Below are 17,758 nucleotides of genomic sequence, written 5' to 3' on the forward strand. Positions count from 1 at the left end.
ACTGCTCCCAGGGTGATCAGGCCTTGCCGACGAACTCGAAGCCGGCCTCGTCCACAGCGGCCCGCACGGCTTCCTCGTCCAGCGGCTCCGCCGACACGACCGTCACCTCACCGGTGGACGCGACCGCCTTCACGGAGCTGACCCCCGCGATCTCGGAGATCTCACCGGAAACGGAACCCTCGCAGTGCCCGCAGCTCATCCCGCTCACCTTGTAGACGGCGGTGACGGAACCCGGGGTATCGGTCTGGGCGGTCATGTCGTTCTCCTCGTGGAGGCGTGTGGGGTTACCGCGCACAGCCTATACCCCTAGGGGGTATTTCTCCAAGAGGTGCCGGTGGCTGCCACGATGTACCGGCAGACGAGAACGGCGAGGGAGACGCGGATGCGAGCGGTTGTCTTCGACGAGTACGGCGAACCCGCACAGGTACGGGACGTGCCCGACCCCCGCCCGGCGGACCACGGAGTGGTCGTCCGAGTGGAGGCCACGGGCCTGTGCCGGAGCGACTGGCACGGCTGGCAGGGCCACGACCCGGACATCACCCTCCCGCACGTGCCGGGCCATGAACTCGCGGGCGTGGTGGAGGCGGTCGGCCCCCGGGTGGGCACCTGGCGGCCCGGTGACCGGGTGACCGTCCCCTTCGTCTGCGCCTGCGGCACCTGCGCGTCCTGCGCGAGGGGCGACCAACAGGTCTGCGAGCGCCAGACCCAGCCCGGCTTCACCCACTGGGGCTCGTTCGCCCAGTACGTGGCGCTGGACCACGCCGACGTGAACCTCGTGGCCGTGCCGCAGGACATGTCCTTCGCCACGGCCGCCTCGCTCGGCTGCCGCTTCGCCACGGCGTTCAGGGCCGTCGTGCAGCAGGGGCGGGCCACCGCGGGGGAGTGGGTCGCGGTGCACGGCTGCGGCGGCGTGGGCCTGTCCGCGGTGATGATCGCGGCGGCCTCGGGGGCCCGGGTGGTGGCCGTGGACGTGTCTGCCCAGGCCCTGGCCCTGGCGAGGAAGTTCGGTGCGGCGGAGTGCGTGGACGCGACCGGCACTCCGGACACCGCCGCGGCGATCCGCGAGCTGACCGGCGGCGGGGTCCAGGTGTCCCTGGACGCCCTCGGTTCCCCGGCCACCTGCGCGGCCTCCGTCGACTGCCTGCGCCGGCGCGGCCGGCACGTCCAGGTCGGCCTGCTGCCCTCGCCGGACGGGACGACCCCGGTCCCCATGGCTCGCGTGATCGCCCTGGAGCTCGAACTCCTCGGCAGTCACGGCATGGCCGCCCACACCTACCCGCCGATGCTGGAGCTGGTCGGCTCGGGTGTGCTGCGACCGGATCTGCTGGTCACGTCCACGATCCCCCTGGACGCGGCCCCGGACGCCCTCGCGGCGATGGGCACGGTCCCCGGGGCGGGGGTGACGGTCATCGAGCCGTGGAGCTGAGGGCGGCCCACTCGCGGTCGAGGAGACCCATGACCACCCAGTCCACCCACTCGCCGTCCCGCAGATCGGCCTCCCGCCGCACCCCCTCGACCGTGAAGCCGGCCTTCTCGTAGACCCGCAGGGCGCGGGCGTTGTGACGGTAGACCTCCAACTCGATCCGGTGTAGACCGAGTTGCTCGAAGCCGTAACCGACGACGAGACGGGTGGCCTCGGTGCCAAGGCCGCGTCCGCGGCCCCCGGGCCCGATGAGCGTGCGGAAGGTGCAGTTGCGGGCGGCGGGATCCCACTCGTGCAGGACGACCTCGCCGACCAGTTCCCCGGTGGCGCGGTCGGTGACGGCGAGGTCGAGACGGTCGGTCTGCCCGGACCGGGAGCCATACCAGGACCGCAGCCGCTCGGGGGTCGGTTCGTCGGCGGGGGCACCGGTGAAGCGGCGGACCTCGGGGTCGTCGATGATCTCCCCCATCACCTCCGCGTCCGCCTCCGTGAACGGCCGCAGCACGGTTCTGTCGCCAGTCAGCACGGGGGTGACGGAGAAGTCGCTCATGGGCGGACTGTGTCAGACACGGACTCCTACCGGCCCGTGATTTTCGGCGGTCCGGCGCCCCCGCCGACGCCCGCGTCGACCTCAGTCCTCTCTCCGCCCCCGGTTCCCCGGCCGGGACGCGACCCACGCGCGCACGGTGTCCGCGTACCAGAAGGGCTTGCCGCTTTCGACATGGTCGGGCGGCGGCAGCAGTCCGTGCTTGCGGTACGACCGCACGGTGTCCGGCTGCACACGGATGTGCGCCGCGATCTCCTTGTACGACCAGAGCCTTCGGTCGGTCATGTGGGGCACCTCCTCGCGCGCGCCGCGGCGGCGGCCGGGAACGGCCGTCGGGGGTACCGGGCGCTGCGCTGGCGATCACAAAGCCTGCGCCTCGTGAACGACCTGTGGTGACCGTCGGTCAGGGGTCGTGCGCGGGGTGTGACGGGAAGTCCGCGTACCCGGGACATGTGTGACACGGAAGAGGAGTTTGTGACAGAGGTGACGCAAAGGCGCACGCGGGCGTGCGGGCGCGGCGCGTTGACTTACGGCGCGAGGTCATAATGCCCGTGGCGCGAGTGGGCCGGACCCGCTGCGTCGGGCCCGGCCCACCGGCTCCCCCCGGCCGTCCCCCCGGATCAACCGGTCGGACGCGCACAGCGTGCGGTCAGCCGGGCCTGTCGGTCTTGGAGAAAACCGCACTGCTCCCCGGCGCCCCTCAGATGAGGACCAGGCTCGTCGCCTCGCCGTCCATCCGGTCCCCGGGCGGGGCGGCGGCGGGCGGCCGGCGCCGGGCCGTGGTGAACTCCCCCGGCGTGCACCCGGTCATCGCCTTGAACTCGCCGCTCAGATGGGCCTGGTCGTAGTACCCGCAGGTCGCCGCGGTCTCCGCCTGTCCGTGCCCCGCGGCGAGCAGCCGCCGCGCCCGCTGCAACCGCAGCACCCGCGCCGCAGCCTTGGGCCCCAGCCCGATCTGCTCCCGGAACCGGTTCTCCAGATGCCGCACGCTCCACCCCACCTCCTCGGCGAGTCGCCGCACCGGCATGGCCCCACCCGTCCGCACGAGCTCCGACCAGGCCCGCACCAATCGGGCCGAACACGGCGTACCGGCGTCCCACCATCGCGCGAACACCTCGTCCAGCAGCCGGAACCGCGCCTCCCATGAGGGCAACGCGGCCAGCGCGCCGGAGAGTTCACCGACGCGCCGGTCCAGGGCATGGGGGAGCGCGTCGGGATCGACGGTGCGATTGGCGAGCTCGTACTGAGGGGTGCCGAAGAGGGTGAACGCGGCCCAGGGGGCCAGCATCACCTCGACACCGGAGAGCCGTCCGCCGTGCTCCCCGACGGCGGGAGTGGTGGTGGGCCCGCAGTAGACGGAGACGAGGGTGTCGGGGGCCCGCCCGGCGCGACTGATCCGCACCGGCTGATCGAACCCCAGGAACAAGGTCGCGGCCCCGACAGGCGCCTCGAGCCGCCGCCGGGGCCGGTCCATGGCCAGCCGAACCCCGCGATAGCTGAGCACCCCGGGCCGCAACCGTGGATGAGGCGATCCGAGAGCGAATTCCCAGGAACCCCCGGGCTCGCGCCCGGTACGGACCAATATCATCGCCCCAGCCTTACAGCGAAAGGGCAACACCACCACCCCAGGGGCGCGGGGAACTGCGCGACCAGCCACTCGCGAGGGGCGCACGCGAGATCAGAGAACCCGCCACCCCATAGGCGCTCCTACGCCCCGCAGGACCTCAGGAACGCCCGAGTCCGCTGGGCGATCGGCAACGGCTTGTCCGGCTCGCACGGGTACATGTCCTGCTCGACGATCGCGAACAGATCCACGTCCAGCTTCTGGGCGGCCTCCAGCACGGGACCGAGCGCCGGCACACCCGAAGGCGGCTCGCACATCACGCCCTGCGCCACCGCGGGACCGAACGGCGTCCCCTTGGCCCGCACGTCGGCCAGGATCTCCGGGTCCACCTGCTTCAGGTGCAGATACCCGATCCGCGACCCGTAGGTCTCGATCAGCTTGACGCTGTCCCCGCCGCAGTAGGCGTAGTGCCCGGTGTCCAGGCACAGCGACACCAGGTCGGAGTCCGTGGCGTCCAGGAAGCGGACCACGTTCTCCTCGCTGTCGATGTGGGTGTCGGCATGCGGGTGGACGACGATCTGAAGGCCGTACTCCTCCTTCACCCGCTGCCCCAGGCGCTCGGTCAGCGAGCCGAGGTTGTGCCACTGCTCGGGCGTGAGCGTGTCGGGCTCCAGCACCTCACCCGTCTTGTCGTCCCGCCAGAACGACGGAATCACGACCAGGTGCCTGGCGCCCATCGCCTGGGCGAGCACCGCGTTGTCCGCGACATGGGCCCAGGTCTTCTCCCACACGGCCTCACCGTGGTGCAGGCCGGTGAAGACGGTGCCGGCGGACACCTTCAGGCCACGCCGGGAGACCTCCTCGGTGAGCACCGCGGGGTCGGTCGGCAGGTACCCGTACGGACCCAGCTCGATCCACTCGTAACCGGAGTCCGCGACCTCGTCGAGGAAGCGCTGCCAGGGGACCTGCTGGGGATCGTCGGGGAACCACACACCCCAGGAGTCGGGGGCCGACCCGATCCGGATGCGGGACAGTGAGGGCAGAGGCGCGGGCGCTGTCATGCCGGTCAGCTTCGGTTCGGACAGCAAGCGCTGTCAAGGTCTCGTCCGAATGTCTGGACAAAACATTGACAGGGCTCGGCGTCCGGGGCTACAAACGCCGGGAGAGCCGACGCAGGTACGAAGGGAAGCCGATGGGGTACGACCTGATCACCATGGGGCGGATCGGTGTGGACCTGTATCCACTCCAGACCGGTGTCCCGCTGCCGCAGGTGACGTCCTTCGGCAAGTTCCTCGGGGGCTCGGCGACGAATGTCGCGGTCGCCGCCGCCCGCCTGGGACGGCGGACCGCGGTGATCACCCGCACCGGCGACGACCCCTTCGGCACCTATCTGCACGAGGCCCTCCAGGGCTTCGGCGTGGACGACCGCTGGGTCACCCCGGTCCCGGGTCTGCCGACCCCCGTCACCTTCTGCGAGGTCTTCCCGCCGGACGACTTCCCGCTGTACTTCTACCGGCAGCCCAAGGCCCCCGACCTGGAGATCGACGCCCACGAGCTGGACCTCGACGCCATCCGCGAGGCGAGCGTCTTCTGGATCACCGGCACCGGACTGAGCGAGGAGCCCAGCCGTACGGCGACACTGGCGGCCCTCGCCCACCGCGCGAAGTCCGGCACGACGGTCTTCGACCTCGACTGGCGTCCCATGTTCTGGAAGGACCCGGCCGAGGCCCGCCCCTTCTACGAAGAGGCCCTGCGCCACACCACCGTCGCCGTCGGCAACCTCGACGAGGTCGAGGTCGCGACCGGAGTGCGCAAGCCCCGCGAGGCGGCCCAGGCGCTGCTGGACGCCGGTGTCGAGCTCGCGGTCGTCAAGCAGGGCCCCAAGGGCGTCCTCGCCGTGGACGACAAGGGCAACGAAGCCGAGGTCCCGCCCCTGCCCGTCAACGTCCTGAACGGCCTCGGCGCAGGTGACGCATTCGGCGGCTCCCTCGTCCACGGCCTCCTCGAAGGCTGGGACCTGGAGAAGATCATGAGCCACGCCAACGCGGCCGGCGCCATCGTCGCCTCCCGCCTCGAATGCAGCTCGGCGATGCCGACGGTCACCGAGATCGAGGACGCGGTCGCGGCGGGAGCGGTCAAGTGAGCCTGGACATCACCGAACTCCTCCGCCTGCGCGCCGAACGCCCCGAGGCGATCTCCGAGGCGGCGGCCCGCCGTACCCGCAGGCCGCTGCTGAACGACAGCGGCCGCCTCATGATCGTCGCCGCCGACCACCCCGCCCGGGGCGCGCTCGGCGTCGGCGGCAACCGGATGGCGATGGCCAACCGCGCCGACCTGCTCGAACGCCTCTGCCTGGCGCTGTCCCGCCCCGGCGTCGACGGCGTCCTCGCCACCGCCGACATCCTGGACGACCTGCTGCTGCTCGGTGCCCTCGACGGCAAGGTCGTCATGGGCTCCATGAACCGCGGCGGCCTCCAGGGCGCGAGCTTCGAGCTCGACGACCGCTTCACCGGCCACCGCCCCGAGGACATAGAGCGGCTCGGCTTCGACGCCGGCAAGCTGCTCCTGCGCATCGACTACGACGACCCGGGCTCCCTGACCACCCTGGAGTCCACGGCCCGCGCCGTCGACGACATGGCCGCGCGCCGGCTCCCCGTCTTCGTCGAGCCGTTCATCAGCGGCCGCACCACCGAGGGCAAGGTCAGGAACGACCTGTCCGCCGAGGCCGTCACCAAGTCGATCGCCATCGCCTCGGGCCTGGGCGGCAGTTCGGCCTACACCTGGCTCAAGGTCCCGGTCTGCGACAACCCCGACGACATGGGCGAGGTCATGGCCGCCTCCACGCTGCCCGCCGTGCTCCTGGGCGGCGAGGTCGGCGACGACCAGGACGGCGCGTACGAGAAGTGGCGCGGCGCCCTCCAACTGCCCACCGTGCGCGGCCTGGTGGTCGGCCGTTCGCTGCTGTACCCGGCGGACGGCGACGTGGCCGCCGCCGTGGACACCGCCGTAGGACTGCTGTGAGGGCCGCCGCATGACACAGAACGAGCTGTACGTCCCCAAGGGTGCCTCCGCCAACGCCCAGTACGCGGTGGACATCGACCCCAAGCGGGCCGGCTGGGCCCACAGCAGCCTGCGGATCGTCGAGCTGGCAGCCGGCGGCACGCACACCTTCACCTCCGGTGACAGTGAGTGGATCGTGCTTCCGCTGGAAGGCGGCTGTACCGTCCACGTAGGTACCGAAGAGTTCCAACTCCTGGGCCGGGAAAGCGTGTTCGCCGGAGTCTCGGACTTCGCGTACGTGCCCCGGGACGCCCAGGCAACGATCGCCTCCGGCGCGGGAGGCCGCTTCGCCCTGGCAGGAGCGAAGTGCGAGCGACGACTCCCCGCCCGCTACGGCCCCGCGCCGGAGGTCCCCGTCGAAGAGCGCGGCAGTGGCACGCAGTTGCGGCACGTCCGCAACTTCGCCTCCGCCGACGCCTTCGACTGCGACAAGCTCATCGCCGTCGAGGTGGTCACCCCCGGCGGCAACTGGTCCTCGTATCCGCCGCACAAGCACGACGAGCACCGGCCCGGCGTGGAAGCCGAGTTGGAGGAGATCTACTACTTCGAGATCGACGGCCCGAACGGTTTCGGCTATCAGCGCGTATCTCCCTCCCGTGAGGGCGGATCCGACGTCCTCGCCGAGGTCCGCTCCGGCGACGCCGTCCTCGTCCCCGACGGATGGCACGGCCCGTCCGTCGCCCAGCCCGGCCACGACATGTACTACCTGAACGTCATGGCGGGGCCGGGTGAGACGCGGGAGTGGCGGATCTGCTTCCACCCGGACCACACGGAGGGGTACCGATGACCACCCGCCTGACCGTCGCGCAAGCGCTGGTCCGCTTCCTGGCCGCCCAGTACACCGAACGCGACGGTGTACGGCAGCGGTTGATCTCCGCGACCTGGGGCATCTTCGGCCACGGGAACGTGGCCGGGCTCGGCCAGGCACTTGTCGAGTACGCCGACGACATGCCGTACCACCAGGGCCGCAACGAGCAGTCCATGGTGCATGCGGCCGTCGGCTACGCCCGCCAGTCGAACCGCCTGTCCACGCACGCGGTGACGACCTCGATCGGCCCGGGCGCCACCAACCTGGTGACGGGCGCGGCCCTCGCGACCATCAACCACCTCCCGGTCCTGCTCCTCCCGGGCGACATCTTCGCCACCCGAGTCGCCGACCCGGTCCTTCAGCAGCTCGAAGTCCCGTACGCCGGTGACATATCGGTGAACGACTGTCTGCGGCCGGTGTCGAAGTACTTCGACCGCGTCACCCGCCCGGAAGCCCTGATCCCGGCCGCCCTCCAGGCCATGCGCGTCCTCACCGACCCGGTCGAGACCGGCGCCGTGACGCTCGCGCTGCCCCAGGACGTCCAGGCCGAGGCCCACGACTGGCCCGAGGAGTTCTTCGCCGAACGCACCTGGGTCGTACGACGTCCGGGCGCCGATCCCACCGAACTCGCCGAAGCCATCAGCCTGATCAGGTCGGCCGAGCGCCCCCTGCTCGTCGCCGGCGGCGGGGTGCACCACAGCCGCGCCGAGGAGGCCCTCGCCGAGTTCGCGGACGCCACCGGCATCCCGGTCGCCTCCACCCAGGCCGGCAAGGGCTCCCTGCGCCACGACCACCCCCAGGACGTCGGCGGCGTCGGCCACACCGGCACCGCCACCGCCAACGAACTCGCCCGCCAGGCCGACCTGGTGATCGGCGTCGGCACCCGCTACACCGACTTCACCACGGCCTCCGGCACCCTCTTCGCGGGCGACGGCGTCCGCTTCCTCAACCTCAACATCGCGCCCTACGACGGCCACAAGCTCGCCGGGGCACCGCTGGTCGCGGACGCCCGCAGCGGCCTGACGGAGCTCACCGAGGCTCTTCAGCTGCACGCGCACCGTGTCCCGGGCGTGTACGTCGACGAGTACACGCTCGACAAGGAGCGCTGGGAGCAGCGCGTGGACGCCTGCTACGAGGCCGACGAGCCCGACATCAGGCCGACCCAGCCGCAGGTCCTCGGCGCGCTGGACGCGCTCGTGGACGAGTCCGACGTGATCATCAACGCGGCCGGCTCCCTCCCCGGCGACCTGCACAAGCTGTGGCGCGCCCGATCGAGGGACCAGTACCACCTGGAGTACGGCTACTCCTGCATGGGCTACGAGATCCCGGCCGCGATCGGTGTGAAGATGGCCGCTCCCGACCGCAACGTCTGGGCGCTGGTCGGCGACGGAACGTACCTGATGATGCCGACGGAGATCGTCACGGCCGTACAGGAGGGCATCGCGATCAAGCTCCTCCTGATCCAGAACCACGGCTACGCCTCCATCGGCGGTCTGTCCGAGACGGTCGGCGGCGAGCGGTTCGGCACGGCGTACCGTTACCAGTCCGACGACGGTACCTACACGGGCGCCCCGCTGCCCGTGGACCTGGCCGCCAACGCGGCCAGCCTCGGTATGCGCGTGCTGCGCGCGAAGACCGTACGAGACCTCCGCGCCGCACTCGAAGCGGCCCGGGCGGCCGACACTCCCACATGTGTCTACGTCGAGACCGAAACGGCCGACACAGTGTCGGGCCCGCCTCCGGCGCAGGCCTGGTGGGATGTACCTGTGGCCGAGACCGCGACGCGCGCGTCCGCGGTGAAGGCCCGTGAGCTGTACGAACGGCACGTCTCAACCCGACGCCGCCATCTGTGAAAGGGAGTACTCGGTCATGACGAAGATCGTCAACCACTGGATCGGCGGCAAGACCGTCGAAGGCGCGTCGGGCAACTACGGGCCGGTCACCGACCCGGCGACCGGCGCGGTCACCACGAAGGTCGCGTTCGCCTCGGTCGACGAGGTCGACGCCGCCGTGGGCGCCGCGAAGGACGCGTTCCAGACCTGGGGCACCTCCTCGCTCGCCAAGCGCACCACGATCCTGTTCCGCTTCCGGGCGCTGCTGGAGGCGAACCGGGACGCGATCGCCGAACTGATCACCGCCGAGCACGGCAAGGTGCACTCCGACGCGCTCGGTGAGGTCGCGCGCGGTCTGGAGATCGTGGACCTGGCGTGCGGGATCACCGTGCAGCTGAAGGGCGAGCTGTCCACCGAGGTCGCCAGCCGCGTGGACGTGGCGTCGATCCGCCAGCCGCTCGGTGTCGTCGCGGGCATCACGCCGTTCAACTTCCCGGCCATGGTGCCGATGTGGATGTTCCCGATCGCCATCGCGACGGGCAACACCTTCGTGCTGAAGCCGTCCGAGAAGGACCCCTCGGCCTCGATCAAGATCGCTGAGCTGCTCGCCGAGGCCGGTCTGCCCGACGGCGTCTTCAACGTCGTGCACGGCGACAAGGTGGCCGTCGACCGGCTCCTGGAGCACCCGGACGTCAAGGCCGTCTCCTTCGTCGGCTCGACCCCGATCGCCCGCTACATCCACACCACCGCCTCCGCCAACGGCAAGCGCGTCCAGGCGCTGGGCGGTGCCAAGAACCACATGCTGGTGCTGCCGGACGCCGACCTGGACGCGGCCGCCGACGCGGCCGTCTCCGCCGCCTACGGCTCCGCGGGCGAGCGCTGCATGGCCATCTCCGCGGTCGTCGCGGTCGGCGCCGTCGGGGACACGCTGGTGGAGAAGATCCGCGAGCGCGCCGAGAAGATCAAGATCGGCCCCGGCAACGACCCGGCCTCCGAGATGGGCCCGCTCATCACGAAGGTGCACCGCGACAAGGTGGCCTCCTACGTCGAGGGTGCGGCGGCCGAGGGCTGCGAGGTCGTCCTGGACGGCACCGGGCACACGGTGAAGGGCTTCGAGGACGGCCACTGGATCGGCATCTCGCTCCTCGACAAGGTCCCCACCACCGCCAAGGCCTACCAGGACGAGATCTTCGGCCCGGTCCTGACCGTGCTGCGCGTCGACACCTACGAGGAGGGCCTGGCGCTCATCAACGCCTCCCCCTTCGGCAACGGCACCGCGATCTTCACCCGGGACGGCGGCGCCGCCCGCCGCTTCCAGCTGGAGGTCGAGGCCGGCATGGTCGGCGTGAACGTCCCGATCCCGGTCCCCGTCGGCTACCACTCCTTCGGTGGCTGGAAGGACTCGCTCTTCGGCGACCACCACATCTACGGCAACGACGGCACGCACTTCTACACCCGCGGCAAGGTCGTCACCACCCGCTGGCCCGACCCGGCCGACGCCCCCACCGGCGTGGACCTGGGCTTCCCGCGCAACCACTGAGGTTTTTTCCCGGCGGTGTCCTGCGGTTCCCGCAGGACACCGAAGCGCGGCGGTGACAGCCAGTTCCTGACGTATACGGCAACCCAATGGCTCTCTGGCTACGAAATCCGTAGCAGGAGAGCCATTGACGTGCGGGTTTCGTCGGGGTTGCATGCAGCACCATGACCGACACCCTCCGCCCCGCCGACACCGTCGTCGCCCAGGCACCGGAGCACGGCCACGCCAAGCTCAACCGCTCCATCGGCGTGGTCGGCGGCACTCTCCTCACCCTGTCGTGCGTCACCCCGGCCTCGACCCTCTTCGTGGTCGTCCCCGACCTCTTCGGCTCGCTCGGCACCGCCACCGCCCTGACGATCGCCATCGGCTCCCTCCTCTGCGTCGCCGTGGCGTTCTGCTACTCGGAGCTGGGCACCCTCGTCCCCAGCGCGGGCGGCGAGTACGCGATCGTCTCGACGCTGGCGGGACGGCTCGCGGGCTGGCTCGTCTTCGTGCTCTCCCTCCTGGTCGTCATGATCGTCCCGCCGGTGATCGCGATGGGCACGGCGGACTACCTGGCCCCGGTGATCCACCTCGACCCCTCCCTGGCGGGCGCCGGAGTCATGCTCCTGGCCACCCTCGCCGGCCTCCTCGACCTCCGCGCCAACGCGTGGATCACGGGCGTCTTCCTGGTCCTGGAGGTGATCGCGGCGGCCGTGGTGGCACTGCTCGGCTTCACCCACGCGGAACGCGGCCCGAGCAGCCTCCTGTCCCTGCAGGTGGCGGGCGCGCACGGCGGCACGGACCCGGTGACGGCCATGCTCGTCGTCTCCGGACTGGCCATCGCCCTCTTCGTCACCCAGGGCTTCTCGACCGCCGTCTACCTCTCCGAGGAACTGGAGAACCCCCGCCGCAACGTGGCCCGCACGGTCCTGGCCACCCTCGCGATCTCCACCGTGATCATCCTGGTCCCGGTGGCCGCGATCACCCTGGGCGCCTCCGACCTGACCGAACTGACCGGCGGCGACATCAGCGCCATGGTCACGGCCTGGTCCGACTCCGCGGTCGGCACCTTCGTCAGCCTGTGCGTCGCCCTCGCGATCATCAACGCCGGCATCGTCATGGTCATCCAGAACTCCCGCGTCCTGTTCGCCTCGGCACGGGACAAGGCCTGGCCGGCCCCGGTCAACCACGTCTTCTCCAAGCTCGGCCGCTTCGGCTCCCCCTGGGTCGCCACCCTCGCGGTCGGCATCCCGGGAGCGGCCCTGTGCTTCGTGAACCTGGACACGCTGTACGGCGTCACCGGCGTCTCGGTGACGGGCATGTACCTGCTCGTCGCGATCGCCGCCCTGCTGTCCCGCCGAGGCCACCACCGGCACACCCCCGCCTGGCGCATGCCCCTGTGGCCCGCGATGCCGGTCCTCCTGATCGCGGTCCTGACGTACGTCCTGACCCAGCAGGAGACGGAGTACTTGCTGTGGACGGGAGGGATCACAGCGGCGGCGACTCTGTACTGGGCGCTGTACCTCCGCCCGCGCAGGGACACGAGGTGGCTGGTCTCAATTCCGCAGGACTGATCGCCCCTTGATCGCCCCGTAGGGGCGCAAAGGGGCGCGGGGAAACTGCGCGACCAGCCACAGCGAACCCGCAGACGGCCGTGAAGAGGACGCACCACCCCCGTAGCCGTACCGCACCCGCTGTACACGACGCACCCCCATCCACCCCCAGGATGGCCCGCGGTTCAGCCCTCGGAGGGCACGTCCCCGCCCGCTTCACCCCGTACCGTTGAGACATGGATCTTCGACGCCTCCGGAGGCCACGGTGGATCGCCGCCGCGGCCTCCGTCGTCGTGCTCGCCGCCGCCGGGACCTGGACGGCCGCCGCCTCTGACGACCCGCCCCCGGTGCACCGCACGGACCAGATCATGGCGATCGACGGCGTCCGCATCGACACCTCGTACTTCACGACGAACGGCACCGGAAGGCGCCCCGCGGTCCTCTTGGGCCACGGCTTCGGCGGCAGCAAGAACGACGTACGCCAACAGGCGCAGGACCTGGCGAGAGAGGGCTACGCGGTCCTGACCTGGTCGGCGCGAGGCTTCGGCAGGTCGACGGGCAAGGTCGGCCTCAACGACCCGAAGGGTGAGGTCGCCGACGTCTCCCGGCTCATCGGCTGGCTGGCGAAGCAACCCCAGGTCCAGCTCGACAGGCCCGGCGACCCCAGGGTCGGCGTGGCGGGCGCGAGCTACGGCGGCGCGGTCTCCCTCCTCGCCGCAGGCCACGACCGGCGCGTGGACGCGATCGCCCCGTTGATCACGTACTGGAACCTCTCGGACGCCCTCTTCCCGAACGGCGTCTTCAAGAAGCTCTGGGCCGGCATCTTCGTCAACTCGGCGGGTGGTTGCGCCAAGTTCGAGCCGCAGATCTGCGCGATGTACCAGCGGGTGGCCCAGTCCGGCGTCCCGGACGCGCAGGCCGAGAAGATGCTGGAGGAGCGCTCCCCGTCGGCCGTCGCCAAGGACATCAAGGTCCCCACCCTCCTCGTGCAGGGCCAGACGGACTCCCTCTTCCCCCTGAACCAGGCCGACGCCGCCGCGAAGGCGATCCGCGCGGGCGGCGCCCCCGTCGCCGTCGACTGGATCGCGGGCGGCCATGACGGCGGTGACCTGGAGACGAGCCGGGTCCAGTCCCGCGTGACGCACTGGTTCGACCGCTATCTCAAGGACGACAAGAGCGCCGACACCGGCCCCGCCTTCCGCGTCACCCGCACCCTCGGCACCGATACCGGCGACGGCGAGACCCGCCTCACCGGCGTCACCGCCGACACCTACCCGGGGCTGGAGAGCGACGACCACAAGATCGCCCTGACCGGCCGCGAACAGGACTTCGCCAACCCGGCCGGGGCCGGCCCGCCCGCCGTCTCGGCCCTGCCGGGCCTCGGCGGTGGCGGTCTCTCCCAGCTCTCCTCCCTCGGCGTCGGCGTCTCCCTCGACTTCCCGGGCCAGTACGCCGCGTTCGAGTCGGCCCCGGTCAGGGACGACCTCCGGATCACCGGTTCGCCGACCGTCACCGTCCACGTGAAGTCGACGACCGAGGACGCGGTCCTGTTCGCCAAGGTGTACGACGTCGGCGCGAACGGCCGGCAGACGCTGCCCTCCCAACTCGTCGAGCCGATCAGGGTCGAGGGGGCCAAGGCCGGCAAGGACGTCACGATCACCCTCCCGGCGATCGACCACGACATCGAGGACGGCCACCGCCTCCGCCTGGTCCTCGCCTCCACGGACCTCGGCTACGCCTCCCCGACGGCCCCGGCGACGTACACCGTCTCCCTCAAGAGCGACCTGAACGTCCCCACCGCCCTCGGCGAGAAGACCCCCCAGGCCCCCCTGCCCGCCTGGGTGTGGTGGCTGCCGCTGTCCGGCGCCGTGCTCGCCCTGATCCTCGTGGTGACGGGCCGCCGCCGTACCACGGCCCCCGCCGCCCCCGAGTCCGAGCTGGCCGAAATCCCCCTGCAGATAACCGACTTGAGCAAGCGGTACGCCAAGTCCGCCGACCGGTACGCGGTCCGCGACCTGTCCTTCCGTGTCGAGAAGGGCCAGGTCCTCGGGCTGCTCGGCCCGAACGGCGCGGGCAAGACGACCACCCTGCGCATGCTGATGGGCCTGATCAGGCCGGACGGCGGCGAGGTCCGCGTCTTCGGCCACGCGATCGCGCCCGGCGCCCCCGTGCTCTCCCGTGTCGGCGCCTTCGTCGAGGGCGCGGGCTTCCTCCCGCACCTGTCGGGCCGGGAGAACCTGGAGCTGTACTGGCGGGCCACCGGCCGCCCGCCCGAGGACGCCCACCTGGAGGAGGCGCTGGAGATCGCCGGTCTCGGCGACGCGCTCTCCCGCGCGGTGCGCACCTACTCCCAGGGCATGCGCCAGCGCCTGGCCATCGCCCAGGCCATGCTGGGCCTGCCGGACCTGCTCATCCTCGACGAACCGACCAACGGCCTCGACCCGCCGCAGATCCGCGAGATGCGCGAGGTGATGATCCGTTACGCGGCGGCCGGACGCACGGTCATCGTCTCCAGCCACCTCCTCTCGGAGGTCGAGCAGTCCTGCACCCACCTCGTCGTCATGGACCACGGCAAGCTGGTCCAGGCGGGCCCGGTCGCCGAGATCGTCGGCTCCGGCGACACCCTCCTGGTCGGCACGGCCGTACCGGTGGAGGAGCCCCTGGCCGAGAAGGTCGCGGCCCTGCCGGGCGTGGCGTCGGCGCTCACCACCGACGACGGTCTCCTCGTACGGCTCGACACGGACGGCAGTGCGGCACGTCTGGTCGCCGACCTCGTCCGGCTGGAGGTCCCCGTGGAGTCGGTGGGCCCCCACCGCCGCCTCGAGGACGCCTTCCTCACCCTGATCGGAGACTCCGCATGAGCAGCAGCACGCTGACCGGGCGCGCGGAGGTCGCCGACGGCTACCGCGCCGGCCGTACGCTGCCGATCCGGGTCGAGCTGGTACGGCAGTTGAAGCGCCGCCGCACCCTCGTCATGTTCGGCATCCTGGTCGCCCTGCCCTTCGTCCTGCTGATCGCCTTCCAGCTGGGCGGCGGACCGGGCTCGGGCAACACCCGCGTCAACCTGATGGACACGGCGACGGTGTCCGGGGCGAACTTCGCCGCGGTGAACCTCTTCGCCTCCGCGGGCTTCCTGCTGATCGTCCCGGTCGCGCTGTTCTGCGGGGACACGGTCGCCTCGGAGGCCGGCTGGTCCTCCCTGCGCTACCTGCTGGCGGCGCCCGTACCCAGGGCCCGTCTGCTGTGGTCGAAGCTCGTCGTCGGGCTCGCTCTCAGCCTGGCCGCGATGGTCCTGCTCCCGCTGGTCGCCCTCGCGGTCGGCACGGCGGCCTACGGCTGGGGCCCGCTCCAGCTCCCCACCGGCGGCGCACTGGAACCGGGCACGGCGGCGCAACGCCTGCTGATCACGGTGGCGTACCTCTTCGTCTCCCAACTCGTCACCGCCGCCCTCGCGTTCTGGCTCTCCACCCGCACCGACGCCCCCCTCGGCGCGGTCGGCGGCGCCGTCGGCCTGACCATCGTCGGCAATGTGCTGGACCAGGTGACGGCCCTCGGCGACTGGCGCGACTTCCTCCCCGCGCACTGGCAGTACGCGTGGCTGGACGCCGTACAGCCGAAGGTGCAGTGGTCCGACATGATCCAGGGCACCTCCCTGTCGATAACGCTCGCCCTGGTGCTGTTCGCCCTGGCCTTCAGGGGTTTCGCCCGCAAGGACGTGGTCTCCTAGGTCAACGGAAGATCTCCCACCGGTCTCGACGGGCCCTCTCCGTGCCCCCTTTGAGACCCATCCGCAACGCTCCGTAGCGCACGCTCCGGCCCCCCGGCCCGTCACAGTCGCATAAGCCGACGTCAACAGGCCCAGGGGGTACGGACGATGGAGCGACAGCGGACACGACAGGTGATGCTCACCCTCGCACTGGCGGGCGGCCTGCTGCTCACCGGCTGCGGCGCGGGTGACGGAGGAAGCAAGAACAGCGCGGACGGAGCGAGGGGAGGCTCGTACGACTCGGGCTTCCCGGCCCCGGACCAGCCGCAGGGCGAGCAGGACCCCGACGAGTCCCGCGGCGACTACGTCACCCCGTCCCCGGACTACCTCTCCACCTTCGCCCTCGACGTCGACACCGCCTCCTACGGCTACGCCCGCCGCACCCTCGCCGAAGGCCGCCGCCCCGACCCCTCGACGATCCGCCCCGAGGAGTTCGTCAACAGCTTCCGCCAGGACTACGACCGCCCCGACGGCAACGGCTTCACGGTCACCGTCGACGGCGCCCGCACCAGCAAGGACGACTGGTCCCTGGTCCGCGTGGGCCTGGCCACCAGGAGCGCCGGGGAGAACGCGGACGAACGCCCGCCCGCCGCCCTCACCTTCGTCATCGACATCTCCGGCTCCATGTCCGAACCCGGCCGCCTCGACCTCGCCCAGCGGTCCCTCGACACCATGACGGAACGGCTGCGCGACGACGACTCGGTCGCCCTCGTCACCTTCAGCGACCGGGCCAGGAAGGTCCTGCCGATGACCCGCCTCGGCGGCCACCGCGACCGGATCCACGAGGCGATCGACGGCCTGGAGCCGACGTACTCCACCAACCTCGGCGCGGGCGTCGAGACCGGCTACAAGACGGCCGTCGAGGGCCTGCGCAAGGGCGCCACCAACCGGGTCGTCCTCATCTCCGACGCCCTCGCCAACGACGGTGAGACCGACCCCGACGCCATCCTCGAGCGCATCGACACCGCCCGCCGCGAGCACGGCATCACCCTCTTCGGCGTCGGTGTCGGCAGCGACTACGGCGACGCCCTCATGGAACGCCTCGCCGACAAGGGCGACGGCCACACCGTCTACGTCTCCGGCGACGACGCCGAGAAGGTCTTCTGCGAACAGCTGCCGCAGAACATCGACCTGACCGCCCGCGACGCCAAGGCCCAGGTCGCCTTCGACCCCGAGACCGTCGCCTCCTTCCGCCTCGTCGGCTACGACGACCGCCGCGTCGCCGACGACGACTTCCGCGACGACCGGGTGGACGGCGGCGAGGTCGGCCCCGGCCACACGGTCACCGCGCTCTACGCGGTCCGCACCCGCCCCGGTGCCGACGGTCACCTCGCCACGGCCACCGTCCGCTGGCAGGACCCCAGGACCCGGGCTCCGCACGAGAAGTCGGCCGGCCTTGAGACCTTCGACGACTCGCTGCGGGACGCCGGCCCCCGCTTCCAGGTCGACGCGGTGGCCGCCTACTTCGCCGACGCCCTCCGGGACACCGCCACCGACAACCGCCTTCCCGGCAGGCCGTCCATGAGTGAACTCGCCGACTGGGCAGACGAGTTGGGCGACCGGACCGAGGACAACGCGGTACGCCGACTCGCCGACTCCATCCGCCAGGCACGGCACCTCGCGGACTGACTCCGGACCCATTGACCTTTTCTTACTTGCGAGTAAGTTGACCACCCAGTCGGAGCC

The 17,758-nt window shown here is 71.2% G+C and carries 15 protein-coding genes; 10 read left to right on the top strand and 5 right to left on the bottom strand.

Going from position 1 to position 17,758, the window contains the following annotated elements:
- Window positions 1-16 precede the first annotated feature (16 nt).
- Window positions 17-256, bottom strand: coding sequence for a heavy-metal-associated domain-containing protein (locus D1369_RS26280; RefSeq protein WP_020116519.1), 240 nt, complete (start codon window positions 254-256; stop codon window positions 17-19).
- 126 nt (window positions 257-382) lie between these two features.
- Here D1369_RS26280 and D1369_RS26285 point away from each other — a divergent pair, with 126 nt between their 5' ends.
- Window positions 383-1,426 carry a zinc-dependent alcohol dehydrogenase family protein gene (locus D1369_RS26285; RefSeq protein WP_007382167.1) on the top strand — a complete coding sequence of 348 codons (1,044 nt, stop codon included), beginning with the start codon at window positions 383-385 and terminating at the stop codon, window positions 1,424-1,426.
- On the opposite strand, the gene D1369_RS26290 is transcribed toward D1369_RS26285, so the two are convergent.
- The 4 genes from D1369_RS26290 to D1369_RS26305 form a co-directional block, all read right to left on the bottom strand.
- Window positions 1,407-1,973, bottom strand: a complete 567-nt coding sequence (locus tag D1369_RS26290; protein ID WP_007382166.1) for a GNAT family protein — start codon at window positions 1,971-1,973, stop codon at window positions 1,407-1,409. The two genes, D1369_RS26285 and D1369_RS26290, sit on opposite strands and share 20 nt — an antisense overlap.
- Before the next feature lie 81 nt (window positions 1,974-2,054).
- Window positions 2,055-2,255, bottom strand: a complete 201-nt coding sequence (locus D1369_RS26295) for a MerR family transcriptional regulator (protein ID WP_031037805.1) — start codon at window positions 2,253-2,255, stop codon at window positions 2,055-2,057.
- A 415-nt stretch (window positions 2,256-2,670) separates the two neighbouring features.
- On the bottom strand, window positions 2,671-3,444 hold the full coding sequence (locus tag D1369_RS26300) for a helix-turn-helix domain-containing protein (protein ID WP_037900104.1): 774 nt from the start codon (window positions 3,442-3,444) through the stop codon (window positions 2,671-2,673).
- A 233-nt stretch (window positions 3,445-3,677) separates the two neighbouring features.
- Window positions 3,678-4,595 carry a sugar phosphate isomerase/epimerase gene (locus tag D1369_RS26305; protein ID WP_007382164.1) on the bottom strand — a complete coding sequence of 306 codons (918 nt, stop codon included), beginning with the start codon at window positions 4,593-4,595 and terminating at the stop codon, window positions 3,678-3,680.
- Window positions 4,596-4,726: 131 nt separating this feature from the next.
- Between D1369_RS26305 and iolC the strand changes: the two genes are divergently transcribed.
- The 9 genes from iolC to D1369_RS26350 all read left to right on the top strand — a co-directional run bounded on the left by iolC (window position 4,727) and on the right by D1369_RS26350 (window position 17,701).
- Entirely contained in the window at window positions 4,727-5,677 is a 951-nt protein-coding gene (gene iolC, locus D1369_RS26310) for a 5-dehydro-2-deoxygluconokinase (protein WP_007382163.1), read from the top strand.
- Window positions 5,674-6,555, top strand: a complete 882-nt coding sequence (locus tag D1369_RS26315; RefSeq protein WP_037900103.1) for a hypothetical protein — start codon at window positions 5,674-5,676, stop codon at window positions 6,553-6,555. The genes iolC and D1369_RS26315 overlap by 4 nt, the downstream gene beginning before the upstream one ends.
- 10 nt (window positions 6,556-6,565) lie before the next feature.
- A complete protein-coding gene (iolB, locus tag D1369_RS26320) occupies window positions 6,566-7,381 on the top strand; it encodes a 5-deoxy-glucuronate isomerase (RefSeq protein WP_007382161.1) in 816 nt (271 codons plus the stop codon).
- Window positions 7,378-9,255, top strand: a complete 1,878-nt coding sequence (iolD, locus tag D1369_RS26325; RefSeq protein ID WP_118082634.1) for a 3D-(3,5/4)-trihydroxycyclohexane-1,2-dione acylhydrolase (decyclizing) — start codon at window positions 7,378-7,380, stop codon at window positions 9,253-9,255. Before iolB ends, iolD begins: the two co-directional genes overlap by 4 nt.
- Window positions 9,256-9,271: 16 nt before the next feature.
- Window positions 9,272-10,774, top strand: a complete 1,503-nt coding sequence (mmsA, locus tag D1369_RS26330) for a CoA-acylating methylmalonate-semialdehyde dehydrogenase (RefSeq protein ID WP_007382159.1) — start codon at window positions 9,272-9,274, stop codon at window positions 10,772-10,774.
- A 161-nt stretch (window positions 10,775-10,935) separates the two neighbouring features.
- On the top strand, window positions 10,936-12,327 hold the full coding sequence (locus D1369_RS26335) for an APC family permease (RefSeq protein ID WP_007382158.1): 1,392 nt from the start codon (window positions 10,936-10,938) through the stop codon (window positions 12,325-12,327).
- Between the two features lie 215 nt (window positions 12,328-12,542).
- Window positions 12,543-15,167: a CocE/NonD family hydrolase gene (locus D1369_RS26340; protein ID WP_007382157.1), complete on the top strand. Its 2,625-nt coding sequence runs from the start codon at window positions 12,543-12,545 to the stop codon at window positions 15,165-15,167.
- Complete coding sequence (locus D1369_RS26345; protein ID WP_007382156.1) at window positions 15,164-16,033, top strand: ABC transporter permease; 870 nt, start codon at window positions 15,164-15,166, stop codon at window positions 16,031-16,033. Before D1369_RS26340 ends, D1369_RS26345 begins: the two co-directional genes overlap by 4 nt.
- Before the next feature lie 147 nt (window positions 16,034-16,180).
- Window positions 16,181-17,701 (top strand): von Willebrand factor type A domain-containing protein, encoded by a 1,521-nt coding sequence (locus tag D1369_RS26350; RefSeq protein ID WP_007382155.1) that lies wholly within the window; start codon window positions 16,181-16,183, stop codon window positions 17,699-17,701.
- Window positions 17,702-17,758 lie beyond the last annotated feature (57 nt).

Origin of the sequence: Streptomyces sp. CC0208 (genome assembly GCF_003443735.1) — a bacterium.
GTDB classification, from domain to species: Bacteria; Actinomycetota; Actinomycetes; order Streptomycetales; family Streptomycetaceae; genus Streptomyces; species Streptomyces sviceus.

What these genes read in the sequence shown, in the direction of transcription:
- D1369_RS26305 (WP_007382164.1), bottom strand. Translation starts at nt 4,595, where the DNA reads ATGACAGCGCCCGCGCCTCTGCCCTCACTGTCCCGCATCCGGATCGGG.
- iolB (WP_007382161.1), top strand. Translation starts at nt 6,566, where the DNA reads ATGACACAGAACGAGCTGTACGTCCCCAAGGGTGCCTCCGCCAACGCC.
- D1369_RS26300 (WP_037900104.1), bottom strand. Translation starts at nt 3,444, where the DNA reads ATGGACCGGCCCCGGCGGCGGCTCGAGGCGCCTGTCGGGGCCGCGACC.
- D1369_RS26295 (WP_031037805.1), bottom strand. Translation starts at nt 2,255, where the DNA reads ATGACCGACCGAAGGCTCTGGTCGTACAAGGAGATCGCGGCGCACATC.
- D1369_RS26345 (WP_007382156.1), top strand. Translation starts at nt 15,164, where the DNA reads ATGAGCAGCAGCACGCTGACCGGGCGCGCGGAGGTCGCCGACGGCTAC.
- D1369_RS26340 (WP_007382157.1), top strand. Translation starts at nt 12,543, where the DNA reads ATGGATCTTCGACGCCTCCGGAGGCCACGGTGGATCGCCGCCGCGGCC.
- iolC (WP_007382163.1), top strand. Translation starts at nt 4,727, where the DNA reads ATGGGGTACGACCTGATCACCATGGGGCGGATCGGTGTGGACCTGTAT.
- D1369_RS26280 (WP_020116519.1), bottom strand. Translation starts at nt 256, where the DNA reads ATGACCGCCCAGACCGATACCCCGGGTTCCGTCACCGCCGTCTACAAG.
- D1369_RS26290 (WP_007382166.1), bottom strand. Translation starts at nt 1,973, where the DNA reads ATGAGCGACTTCTCCGTCACCCCCGTGCTGACTGGCGACAGAACCGTG.
- iolD (WP_118082634.1), top strand. Translation starts at nt 7,378, where the DNA reads ATGACCACCCGCCTGACCGTCGCGCAAGCGCTGGTCCGCTTCCTGGCC.
- D1369_RS26335 (WP_007382158.1), top strand. Translation starts at nt 10,936, where the DNA reads ATGACCGACACCCTCCGCCCCGCCGACACCGTCGTCGCCCAGGCACCG.
- mmsA (WP_007382159.1), top strand. Translation starts at nt 9,272, where the DNA reads ATGACGAAGATCGTCAACCACTGGATCGGCGGCAAGACCGTCGAAGGC.
- D1369_RS26350 (WP_007382155.1), top strand. Translation starts at nt 16,181, where the DNA reads ATGGAGCGACAGCGGACACGACAGGTGATGCTCACCCTCGCACTGGCG.
- D1369_RS26285 (WP_007382167.1), top strand. Translation starts at nt 383, where the DNA reads ATGCGAGCGGTTGTCTTCGACGAGTACGGCGAACCCGCACAGGTACGG.